The 11,258-nt window shown below is 68.2% G+C and carries 9 protein-coding genes and 1 pseudogene; all 10 read right to left on the bottom strand.

Going from position 1 to position 11,258, the window contains the following annotated elements; translation table 11 throughout:
• Window positions 1-139 precede the first annotated feature (139 nt).
• The 10 genes and pseudogenes from LXN57_RS40425 to LXN57_RS40470 all read right to left on the bottom strand — a co-directional run bounded on the left by LXN57_RS40425 (window position 140) and on the right by LXN57_RS40470 (window position 11,035).
• A complete protein-coding gene (locus LXN57_RS40425) occupies window positions 140-1,219 on the bottom strand; it encodes an enolase C-terminal domain-like protein (protein WP_251803600.1) in 1,080 nt (359 codons plus the stop codon).
• A pseudogene (locus LXN57_RS40430) lies at window positions 1,207-2,426 on the bottom strand ((Fe-S)-binding protein); the annotation flags it as partial. The gene LXN57_RS40425 and the pseudogene LXN57_RS40430, both read right to left, overlap by 13 nt.
• Window positions 2,427-2,519: 93 nt before the next feature.
• Window positions 2,520-2,813: a BON domain-containing protein gene (locus tag LXN57_RS40435; protein ID WP_251803601.1), complete on the bottom strand. Its 294-nt coding sequence runs from the start codon at window positions 2,811-2,813 to the stop codon at window positions 2,520-2,522.
• Window positions 2,814-2,987: 174 nt separating this feature from the next.
• Window positions 2,988-3,515, bottom strand: a complete 528-nt coding sequence (locus LXN57_RS40440; RefSeq protein WP_251803602.1) for a DUF421 domain-containing protein — start codon at window positions 3,513-3,515, stop codon at window positions 2,988-2,990.
• 63 nt (window positions 3,516-3,578) lie between these two features.
• Window positions 3,579-4,910: a DUF2254 domain-containing protein gene (locus LXN57_RS40445; protein ID WP_251803603.1), complete on the bottom strand. Its 1,332-nt coding sequence runs from the start codon at window positions 4,908-4,910 to the stop codon at window positions 3,579-3,581.
• 148 nt (window positions 4,911-5,058) lie between these two features.
• Window positions 5,059-5,889, bottom strand: a complete 831-nt coding sequence (locus LXN57_RS40450; protein ID WP_251803604.1) for an ABC transporter permease — start codon at window positions 5,887-5,889, stop codon at window positions 5,059-5,061.
• Window positions 5,879-6,679 (bottom strand): ATP-binding cassette domain-containing protein, encoded by an 801-nt coding sequence (locus LXN57_RS40455; protein ID WP_251803605.1) that lies wholly within the window; start codon window positions 6,677-6,679, stop codon window positions 5,879-5,881. The genes LXN57_RS40450 and LXN57_RS40455 overlap by 11 nt, the downstream gene beginning before the upstream one ends.
• 32 nt (window positions 6,680-6,711) lie before the next feature.
• Window positions 6,712-7,665: an ABC transporter substrate-binding protein gene (locus LXN57_RS40460; RefSeq protein WP_251803606.1), complete on the bottom strand. Its 954-nt coding sequence runs from the start codon at window positions 7,663-7,665 to the stop codon at window positions 6,712-6,714.
• Window positions 7,666-8,155: 490 nt separating this feature from the next.
• Window positions 8,156-9,367: a cation:proton antiporter gene (locus LXN57_RS40465; protein WP_251803607.1), complete on the bottom strand. Its 1,212-nt coding sequence runs from the start codon at window positions 9,365-9,367 to the stop codon at window positions 8,156-8,158.
• A 132-nt stretch (window positions 9,368-9,499) separates the two neighbouring features.
• On the bottom strand, window positions 9,500-11,035 hold the full coding sequence (locus LXN57_RS40470) for a metallophosphoesterase family protein (protein ID WP_438872970.1): 1,536 nt from the start codon (window positions 11,033-11,035) through the stop codon (window positions 9,500-9,502).
• Between the last annotated feature and the right edge of the window lie 223 nt (window positions 11,036-11,258).

Raw genomic sequence — 11,258 nt, forward strand, 5'->3', positions numbered from 1 at the left:
CTCAGCCGCGTGGCCGTCGCGGCACCGCCGGTCACGCGTACAGCGCCCTCGACCCACGCCTGGCGCTGCCCGCCTTCGGTCTGGTCGTTTCCGTTGTGTTGGTCGTGGGTCGCTTCACCCACCGATAGGCCCCGGACGGTCAGCCGACCCGCCATTGCCGGGCGTCGGCTTCCCGGAATATGAGGCCGTTGCCCGGGCTTGTCCGGTCGAGGGTGGCGGTCCCACCCCCGGCGCTGACCGTGCCGTCGAACAGCATCCGTTCGATGCGGACGTGGTCGTGGAACCATTCCAGGTGCCGCAGGTTCGAGGTGGCGGCTGCGACGGCCAGGTGCTGATGGGGTGCGCAGTGACCGGAGACTTGGAGGCCGTCGGCTGCGGCGACGGCGGCGGCACGCTGGAACTCGGTGATGCCGCCGCAGCGGGTGACGTCGATCTGCAGGCAGTCCACGTAGGGGGCCATCCGCTGGAAGTAGACCAGGTCCCAGCCGTACTCCCCGGCCGCCACGTCGGGCAGTACGGCGTCGCGGATCCGGCCGAGGCCGTCGAGGTCGTCGGAACTGACCGGTTCCTCGTACCAGCGAACGTCGAGATCCGCCGCCGCCCGCATCACCCGGATCGCCTGCTTGCGTTGGTAACCGCCGTTGGCATCGACGAACAACTCGGCATCACCGATCGTCTTGCGGGCGGCTGCCATCCGGACGAGATCCCGCTCGGCCTCGGTGCCCCACGACTCCCCGATCTTGATTTTGACCCTGGGTATGCCTTCGTCGTGGACCCAGCGGGACAGCTGAGCGTGCTGCTGGTCGGGGTCGTAGGTGGTGAATCCGCCACTGCCGTAGACCGGGACGGCGGCTCGTACCGCTCCGAGCAACCGGGCCAGGGGCAGACCGTGGCGGCGGGCTTTGAGGTCCCACAGCGCATTGTCCGCAGCCGACAGTGCCAGGCTGCCGATGCCGGGACGGCCGGCGTTACGCAGCCGGCGCTGCATCGCCGACCAGGCCGCCGGAACATCATCCGCATCGACATCGATGACAACATCGGCGAGCATCCCGGTCACCACCTGGGCGGTGGCGACCGGGCCGTAGGTCCAACCGATGCCGGTCGTGTGGTGGTCGCCGGCTTCGACGAGCACCAACGTGGTGCTCGTCCAAGCGAAGGTGCCGTCGCCTTCCGGGACGTCGGCGGGAATGGTGTAAGCAGACGCCGTCAGCGCAACCATCGCCGCAGTCCCCATCCCAGCCCGGCGACGACGGCGCCCGTCACCACCGCGCTGCCCAGGACCCGCGCCGGGCGTGAGGGCGCCGGCGGACGGTCGGCCCAGCGCTGTTCCGGCAGTCCACGACCGTCGTCGCCGTCCAGACCGGCTCGTAGCAGCTCCGCGAGGTGGACGCCGCGGCGTCCACCGGCGTCGCTCTGCTGCACCTGGGTGCGACAGCTGAACCCGTCGGCCAGGATCACATCGGCCGGGTCGGCGTCGCGGATCGCGGGGAGCAGCACCCGTTCGGCGCACGCTTCGGACACCTCGTAGTGACCTTGCTCGAAGCCGAAGTTGCCGGCCAGCCCGCAACAGCCGGAGTCGAGCACGCCGGCATCGACGCCGGCGTCGGACAGCAGTTTCGTGTCGGCGTCGTACCCCATCACGGCGTGGTGGTGACAGTGCGTCTGAATGTGCGCCGTGCGGTTGACCTGGGGTGGCTGCCAGCCCGGCGTGTGAACGGTGAGCAGTTCGGCGAGGGTGACGGTCTGCCGACGCAGCCGTCGCACATCCTCGTCGTGCGGAAACAGCTCTGCCGCGTCGCTGCGGAACACCGCCGTGCAGCTCGGTTCGAGCCCGAGCACCAGTGTGCCGGCCCGCAGGTACGGGCGTAACACGTCGACCGTACGCATCAGCACCCGTTTGGCCATGCCGAGCTGCCCGGTGGAGATCTACGTCAGCCCGCAGCAGACCCGCTGAGCGGGAACCACGACCCGCCAGCCGGCGTCCTCGATGACCTCGACCGCGGCTTGGGCGATGCCGGGGTCCAGATGGTTGGTGAACGTGTCCGGCCACAGAACTACCTCACCGCGTTCACGCTGCCCCGCAGAGTCCGGCCGGCGAACCACTGCTGGAAGGTCTGCGGCGCGAACACCGGCACCTCCCGGCGGACATCCACCCCGGCCGCTTTCTTGCCCAGCCAGGCCAGGCCCGGGGCATGTGACAGGGCGTTGACCAGACGCGGAGCCGTTGCGGCGACCACCGCGGCGGCGACCGGCAGCCACCCCATCGAGTAGTGCGCCCGCGGACGCACCCGGCCCGCATAGTGGTGGGAGAGGAATTCCGCCTTGTAGGTGGCCATATCGACATCGACCGGGCAGTCGGCCTTGCAGCCCTTGCACGCCAGGCACAGATCCAGCGCGTCCTTGACCGAGTCGGAGCGCCAGCCGTCGGCTCATGTGCCGGTGCTGGCGATCACCGGCATGCAGGAGACGAATCACCCGAAGGTGATCACCGCCACCCGCTCGACGGGGTTAAGCGATCGTCAGACGCCGCCCATCGGCGTCTTGACAGCATCGCAGACGTCGCGGATCCCCGGCAGCGTCCAGGCTCGCCGCCGCGCGGCCTCTCTGGCTTCCTCCGACTCCAGTTCGCCCTGCAGGATCACCACGCCGTTCTGCACGATGATCTCCAAGCGGGAACCGCGAACGAGCGGGTCGGACGAGAGGTTCTCGGCGGCCAGGTCGGCGAGCCGATCGTCGGCGTTCAGACCGGCGACCCAGGCGGTGACGTCGAAATCGGCGTCCTGGCCGTCGTCGGGACCCGTGAACGGATGCAAAGGACCCACCTCTCTCCGAAGGAGCACAGCCGTCTCGTCCCGCCGGACAGGGCGTATCCGCTCCGCTCGCGTCGTCTCGGACCACCGTGTCGGCCCACTGTGGCGGCCGTTCAGCAGCGGTATGACAGTTGGGTGACAAGTCCCAGGAGAAGCGCCATCGGCGCGAGGGCCCGTTCAGGCGCCGTCCCGGGCCGAGCTCACGTCGATGTCCCGCAGTGCGGTGCGATTGCCGGCCTGTTGCTGTGGAATGACGCTGAACGTGCCGTCGGTCTCGAGCACCACCGCGGCAACCGCGTCGAGGTCACCGATGCCCTGCGAGCGAATCGCCTGAAAGACCTCGTTGTCGGTGACCCGCTGGCCGCGTAACGCGTCGGTCAGCAACTCTCCATCGCGGAGCAGCAACGTCGGCGTTGACTTGATCGCCGCTCGCAGGAACGGCCACCGCACGGACAGCCACGTGGCGGCGAATTGCAGGCACACCAACAGGATCAGAGCCGTAGCGCCCTCCGACAACGACACATCGCGGGACAGCACGATGGTGGCCAGAGTTGATCCGAGCGCGACGGTGACGACCAGGTCGAAGGCATTCATCTTGGCCAGGGTGCGTTTGCCGGACACTCGCAGCACAGTGATCAGCACGATGTAGATGAGCACACCGATCAAGCCGATCCGCCACAAGTCCGACGCGCTGTCGAAGAACATGGACTCGCACTTACCCGCTTCCTGCCGCCGCACCCCATCCGCCTATAGCATTTCGCTGCGCTGCTACCACCTTCCGGTGAGGGCGTCGCGGACGCGCTGAGCGCCGGCCCGGAGGTTCTCCTTGTCGTGGGTGTCGAAGGCCTGCTGATCGACGGTGGCGACGAGGCGTTCGAGCTGGGTCGCGACGGCGGCGAGTTCGGCCGGGCGGGCGGCGCTCCAGGCGATCTCACGCAGCATGGCGGCGAGCCGGGACAGGACGACCGGGTCCGTGGCGCCGTAGCGGCGCGGCTGAGCCATCGCCAGTTCCAGCAACTCGGCGAAGCCGGGCCGGTGGAGCACCACCCTGACGTGCCCGTCCTGGTCGCACAGCAGGCGCGGACCGAGGTTCCGCCGGGCGAGCTCACACATCAGCACCGCGACGTGTCCCAAGCCGTGCACCGCGGTCGTGGGGTCGTTGATGCCGGGCGACAAGGCTTTGACCACGACGTCGACCAGTTGCCGAAGGCCGAAGGCGACGTCCTGCGCCGCCGTGCGTTCGAAGCCGGTTGTCACCGCTCGGTGGAGGCTCATGGTCAGCGCTTCACGTTCCGGTTCCAGCAGTGCGCGACGATCCTGGAGGGGCCAAGCCTGGGCGATGGGCGTGCCCGTCACCACAGATTCACCGGGCTGCCGGTTCACGACCACAATCGCGCCGTTGTCCACAGCGGCGGAGAGCAACGCTTTTTCATCGACGAAGTTCAGGAAGCCGGACTCGCTTGCGCACAGCGGAACGGCGTACTCCGGTACGGCCGGGACGGTCACGCTGGCGGCCTCGTCGCTCAGGACCCGCTTCAGTGTCGCGTTCGTCTCGGTATGAACCTGCCGCATGATCCATTCGACACGGATCTGCCGGGACAGATGCGCCAGGAACGCGACCAGCGTCAGCACGCTGACCAAGGTGAACGCGTACGCCACAGTGACGGAGATCTGCGGCACGAACGCCGTCTGCTCCGACAGCGAGGCGCGTACGGTGCGAAGGACCGTCAAGGCGTAGGTGAACGTACCGAGCAGAAGACCGAGGCTCAGGTGGACCACGCGGTCACGGGTGAAGGTGCGCAGCAGCCGCGGCGAGAATTGGCTGCTGGCCAGCTGCAGAGTCACAACGGTCAGCGAGAAGGTCAGGGTGGTAGCCGTGATCAGCGAGCCGGCAACAGCGGACAACACCGTCCGCGCCGCCTCGGGTCCGCCGCTGAAAAGGTAGGTCGTGACCGACGCCGACAACTCGTCGTCGATGCGGGCGTCGAGACGGGGCAGTACGACACCGAGCACCACGGCGGCGGTGACGAAGAGCGACGGAAGGGGCCACAGCTGGGTGCGCCAAGCCTCACCGAGCGCGCTCCACCGCTGCGGGATCACCGTAGACCGGCCGAGCTGCTGTGGCGGTAGGTCACGTCTTCCCCTCGATCGGCTTGGTCTCAGCATGCCCATGGCGCTCGTGACGAAACGGCAACACGTGCGAACTGCGTGACGCACACGACGCACGAGCGCCCGGGCACGGCGGCCGTCAGCCCAATCGCCGCCCCAGCGATGCGGTCACCCGGTCCAGATAGATCGCCAGGACCACCACCGCGAGACCGCCCTCGACACCCCGGCCGATGTCGAGCTGAGTGATGGCCCGCACCACCACGGCGCCGAGTCCGCCGCCTCCGACCAGTCCGGCGACCACGACCATGGACAGCGCGAGCATGATGGCCTGGTTGACTCCTGCCATGATCGACGGGATGGCCAGGGGCAGTTGGACATCGCGCAGGATCTGCCGGGGGCGTGCGCCGAAGGCAGCCGCGGCCTCGACGGTCTCGGCATCCACCTGCCGGATGCCCAGATCCGTGAGGCGAACGGTCGGCGGCACCGCGAAAATGGTGGTGGCCACGACGCCCGGAACCACGCCGATGCCGAAGAAGAAGACCGCCGGCAGCAGATAGACGAAGACCGGCATGGTCTGCATGAAGTCCAGCACCGGCCGGACGAACGTGCGCAGGCGGTCGTTGCGGGCCGTCAGGATGCCCAGCGGGATGCCGAGCACGACTGCGACCGCAGTGGCGACCAGCACCACGGCCAGACTTTGGAGCATGGGCGTCCACAGGTCCATCGCCTGCACCAGCAGAAGACCGGCCGTCGCCACCGGCAGCACGAGCCACCGGCGTACCGCAAGCCATGCGATCGCCACCAGGATGGCGGTGAGCAGCAGAGGATGTGGCAGAACCAGGACGTGATACATGCCGTTGAGCAGGTGCCGCAGAATCTCGGCGACGGCGTCGAACAAGCCCGCGAAGTGGGTGCGGAGCCAGTCGATAGCTGTGGTCACCCACACGTCGATCGGAACGTCAGGCACCATGTCCGGTCCCGTCCCCGCGAAGGTCGGCGACGAAGGCCGCCACGTAGTCGTCGGCCGGCGCGGCCAGGATCTCCTCACCGGTGCCGGACTGCACGACCCGGCCATCCCGCATGATCATGATGCGGGTGCCGAGACGCAGCGCCTCCACCAGATCGTGCGTGACGAAGACGATCGTCCGGCGCTGTTCGGCCTGCAGCGAGATCAGCAACTCCTGCATCTCCCGGCGGATCAGTGGGTCCAAGGCCGAGAACGGCTCGTCCATCAGCAGCACTTCGGGCTCCGTGGCCAGCGCCCGGGCCAGGCCCACCCGTTGACGCTGGCCGCCGGAGAGCTCCGACGGACGGGCGTCACCACGATCCCGCAAGCCGACCTGCTCCAGGGCGGCGTCGGCGCGCGCCAACTGCTCTGTCTTGGACACCTTCCGCACTCGCAGCCCATAGGCCGCGTTCTCCCGGACACTGCGGTGCTCGAAGAGACCGAAGTGCTGGAAGACCATCCCGATCGTACGGTTTCGCAGCCCGCGCAACGCAGCGCCTTCCATGTCGCGTACCGGCCGGCCGTCGACGCTGATCTTGCCCGCGGTGGGCTCGATGAGCCGATTCAGCATGCGCAGCACCGTGGACTTGCCCGACCCGGACAGCCCCATCACGACGAAGACTTCGCCACGCGGGACGGTGAAGTTGACGTCGTCGGCGGCGAGGAAGCCGCCTGCTGCCGCAACAACCTCTCGTCTGGCGGCCGCGTCCGGACTTGATGTGCCGAGCAGGCCCGTTGCCTCGGCGTCGCGCAATCCGTACACCTTGGTGAGCCCGGACACTTCGATCATGATTCGAGGACCGCGTCCGCCGCCGGCTCACCGCTGGCCGTGGTCACACCGACCAACCAGGTCCGGACGGTGTCGGGGTTGGCGCTGATCCAGGCCGCCGCGATGTCCTCGGGCTTCTGCTTGTCCTTGTCGACCTGATCGATCCAGCGGGACGCCGTCGCGGTGTCCACGGCGATCTGCGACAGGAAGGCCTTGAGGTTGGCGTCCTCACCGGCGAGGCCGGAGCGCGTCAGCACCCTGATCTGTCCGGCGCCGGGCCAGACCTTCTCGGGGTCCTCCAGGAAGTTCAGCTTCCACTGGATGGTCATCCAGTGGGGACTCCAGCCGAGAAAAGCCACCGGCTGCTTCTTCGCCGCCCGCCGCTCCACTTCGGCGAGCATGGCCTCGGTGCTGCTGGCGGTCAGCTTCCAGTCACCGAGACCGTACGCGTCGGCCTTGATGGCGTTCCGGATCGTCGTGTTGCCCGGGGAACCGGGCTCGATGCCGAGGATCTCCCGGCCGAACTTGTCGCCGTGGGCGTCGAGGTCGGCGAGGGACGTTATGCCCAGCTGCTCGGTGACGTACCCGGGCACCGCGGGTGCGTACTCGGTGCCCGTGAGTATCGTGCCCGTCACCTCCACCCGGCCGGCGTCGAGGATCGGCTGGAAGGTCTCCTTCTGACTGGGCCACCAGTTGCCCAGATAGGCGTCCGCCTGCCCGGTGGAGAGGGCCTCGGCGGCCAGCGGCACAGACACCTCCTGAGTGCTTGTCCGGTAGCCCAGCTTGTCGAGGATCTGCATGGCGATACGGGTCTCGACCACCAGGTCGGCCCACGGCTGCTGAACGAAGCGAGCGACGTGCTCGCCCTCGGTTGTGCCCGCGAAGTCATCGCCCGTCTCGCCGCTGCACCCGGCGACGGCGCCACTCAGAAGCAGGGTCGCAGCCAGACCCGCAAGCGTTCTTCTCAACATGACTCTTCCACTCTCAGGGGATTCGATGATGACGACCGGCGCACCGCGTCTCAGACAGCAGGTGCTTCGGGTGCCAGGCGCTGCAGACTCGTTGAGAGGCCGGTGCAGCCGTCTGGAAGACACGACGCACGGTTGCAGCAGCGGTCGTCTCTCGGCTTTCGTCGAACCCATGACATCACGCCGGATCACCGGGTCGATGCCCAGTAGATCATCTAACCTCCTTCCATTACCGACATGGAAGTACATATTGCCGCCGCCAGGTGGACGAAGTTGCCGCGAAAGATCGACAACAGTCATGAAAACGTCACATCTCGCCACGGGTGGGCACGGCCCCTTGCGCAGGAGGAAGGCGTTCGCCCCGTCCGCCACCGGCTACGGCGATATCGTTCCGGCGTCGAACACGGCCCGGACGGGGGCTCGATCCTGAATCGTCAGCCGGCACATCCCGGACATCCAGGCAACGCGAGGGCTCGCCGGCGCCACTCGGCCGTCAGCGCCGTGCCCCGCCGAGTCTCCGGCGCAGAACGCCATGCCAGGCCGGGATGTCGGACTCGTCATCGAAGGCACGAGCGACCACCACGTCGGTCGAGGAGTGCAGCAGGATCGACAACACGATGGTGAGCGCGACCAGATGGAAGATCTCGTCCGCCGCGATGACCGCGGAATCGAGCACCAGCAGTCCGTAAACCACCGAGGCGAAGCCCTTGGGCCCGAACCACATAGCCGCGGCCTGCTCCCGCAGATCAAATCCGGAGCGCAGGAAGGACAACCACAGCGCCAGGGGCCGGGCCACGAAGATGGCGAGGAACGCGAACACCCACCCCTGCCACGAAATCTCGCCGAGGAACTGCGGGGAGATCAACGCGCCGAAGACCAGCAGGGCGGCCAGCTTGAACAGCTCGGCGATGTTCTCGCCGAAGTGCTCGAACGCGGCCCGCTGCCGCGGGCCGAAAGTGGCCACGGTGATGCCCGCCGAGAACGCCGCCAGGAACAGGTTCGCATGGGTGGCCTGCGCCACCGCGAGCACGAGCAGTCCGATCGCCAGGCCGTTGAGCGGCTCGTAGGCCGCCGAGGCGGAGAAGAAGCGGCTACGCTCCAGCAGGATCGCCACGACCGGGATCAGCACGCCGACGGCGATGCCGAGCGACACCTCCAGCCCCAGCTCCCCCAGGTGCAGATCATCGGATCCGGCCGCGACGGCCAGGAACACGATGACGAACGGCAGCGCCAGCCCGTCGTTCACGCCGGACTCGACGTTGAGGAGATGGCGCAGCCGGGCGGGCACCTTGTCGTTACCCACCAGCGCCGAGGCGAAGACGGGATCCGTCGGGGCCAGGATCGCCCCGATCAGCAGCGACTCCGCCCAGCCCAGCCCGGCCACGAAGTGGGCGAGCACGGCCGTGACCAGTAGCGTCAACGGCAGGCCCCAGCCCAGCGCTCGGCCGGGCAGCCGCCAGGCCGAGCGCAGATCGGCCCAGCCGACTCGCATGCCGTCGGTGAAGAGCACGGCGAACAGAGCCAGCTCGGCGAGAGTGCTCACGATCGGCGAGCCGGCATCGATCTCAAGAACGTCGGTCACACCGGGGCCGAGAAGGAAGCCGGCGGCCAGAAACAGCACGGCGGTGGAGAGGATCGTCCGCTTCGCGAGCGCGGACACCAGCACGCCCAGCAGCAGGACGACGGCGAAGGTCAGAAGTAGCACAAGCGCTCCGGCTTCAGGGGTCGGTCGAACAACTGCCGACCAGACTTCCCGGCGCACCGGTGCTCACCCTAGCGGTAGGTAGGCCTCCGCCAAAGCGTTTGCATGCCGGCCGTCGCTGTCGCGTCCAAGAGGTCAGTTCCCCCGAGGACTGGAGGTGGTCACGCCGGGTCTGCTTGTGAGAGGGGAGGCCTGAGTGCCCGGATCGGGTGAAGCCGACTCCACATCCGGCGCTGAAGGGGCCGGGGATGCCGGCTCTCCCGGAGCGTCTCCGGCCGCGAGGTGGCGCCGGATCGTGACCTCCGCTGTGCCGCTGCCACCGACGGTGATCTCGTCGTACGCCTGCAGGGCGGGAGTCCGGTCGAGGTAGAGGACAGACATCTCGAGCGGTGTGGGCTCCTCGCCCTCAAGTCCACGCAGCCCTGCGCCACCGGTCGACCCGCCGACCATCAGTCGCGTTTCGGGACGTTCGAGAACGGGTGGCATGAAGCTGACTTCGCGGGCGTGGCGGTGGCCGGCGAGCACGAGCGGCACGGTGCCGTTCAGTGGGCCGGCGCTCGCCGGATCGTGCACGAGCGCGATGTCGACCGGTGTTCCGGCGGCGGCAATGGTGGCGGCGAGCTGAGATCCGGAGGCGTTCAGTTGCTCGGGAACACTCCCGCCCTTGCGGTCGGCTTCCTTGTCCGGAGTGAACCGGGGATCCCCGATGCCGGCGATCCTCAGTCCGGCGACCGTGACGCTCTGGTTGTCCAGTACGACCGCGTTGGGCTCAGCGGCGACCGCCGCGGCGGTGACGGCAGAGTCGTGATTGCCGCGAACGTAGACGTAGGGAACGTCGAGGGAGCCGATGGAGTCGGCGAAGGACGACTCGAGCTGGCTGCCCCAGTCGTTGATGTCGCCGGTGTCGACGACGACATCGATGTCGTACTGCTTGACCACTGCGGAGATCACTGCCCACGCGGCCGGATTGAGGTGCAGATCGGAGACGTGCAGCACCCGGATGGTGTCGGGGCTGGCTTCGTAGACAGGAAGGGAGGAGAACGTCGAGTAGACCTTGCTGATGTTGTTGACCATACGTTGGAGCTGATCGCGGTACTCGGAGAACTGGTCGGCGATGCGGCGGGCGTCACCGATCACGGCCGGCGCGTTGGCCAGCAGCCCGTTGTAGGTGGGCTCTTCGATCGAGCTCGGTTTGAACGTGATCGCGGCGGCCGCACCCGTCGCGGTCAGGGTCACCGCGGCGATGCCGAGGCTCGCCAGGACGCGGCGCCAGTTGCGGAAGACGAGGGCTGACAGCAGCAGACTGCCGAGCAGCCCGGCAACGATCGATCGCTCCACCAGCAGGATGACGCCATGCCGCAGGTCAGCGGCGGCGGTCTGACTCGCAGCGGCCAACCCGTTCGCATCGCTGGCGAGAGCGAAGGTGCGGTCCTGATCAAGAGTGTCCAGACGCACGGTCAGATGGGCCGGACCGTCATGGCTGTCCAGCCCGAGCGAACCCAGCGGCGGAATCTGCACGTCGGTGTCGCCGGAGACCGACGGCGTGAGTGAGAACCGCGCGGCGAACGGTCCCACATCGGCTTGGGTGTCGCCGGCCACGAGCAGGCCGGCGAAAATACCTCCCACCGCCACCACGATCATGGTCGCGACGAGACCAGTCCGCCGGACCATCCGGTTTCCGGTGCCACGACGCCAGGCGTTCTTGGCTGCTTCGCCGGCGCCGCGGAGGCCACGGCCGGAGCCCGACGTGATGCGAGTGCCGCGACGTCCGGTGACGGCTCCTTCGTCATTCACACGATTCCCCTGCCGCTCGATGCGCGGATCCTCGCATCAGCCCCGGACGGCTGTCCACCGGCGCCGGGCCGGCTCAGGCCGGGCCGGCTCAGGCCGGGCC

The sequence above is a fragment of the Paractinoplanes hotanensis genome, from assembly GCF_023717965.1.
GTDB classification, from domain to species: domain Bacteria; phylum Actinomycetota; class Actinomycetes; order Mycobacteriales; family Micromonosporaceae; genus Actinoplanes; species Actinoplanes polyasparticus.

What these genes read in the sequence shown, in the direction of transcription:
- LXN57_RS40425 (WP_251803600.1), bottom strand. Translation starts at nt 1,219, where the DNA reads ATGGTTGCGCTGACGGCGTCTGCTTACACCATTCCCGCCGACGTCCCG.
- LXN57_RS40470 (WP_438872970.1), bottom strand. Translation starts at nt 11,035, where the DNA reads ATGGTCCGGCGGACTGGTCTCGTCGCGACCATGATCGTGGTGGCGGTG.
- LXN57_RS40460 (WP_251803606.1), bottom strand. Translation starts at nt 7,665, where the DNA reads ATGTTGAGAAGAACGCTTGCGGGTCTGGCTGCGACCCTGCTTCTGAGT.
- LXN57_RS40440 (WP_251803602.1), bottom strand. Translation starts at nt 3,515, where the DNA reads ATGTTCTTCGACAGCGCGTCGGACTTGTGGCGGATCGGCTTGATCGGT.
- LXN57_RS40450 (WP_251803604.1), bottom strand. Translation starts at nt 5,889, where the DNA reads ATGGTGCCTGACGTTCCGATCGACGTGTGGGTGACCACAGCTATCGAC.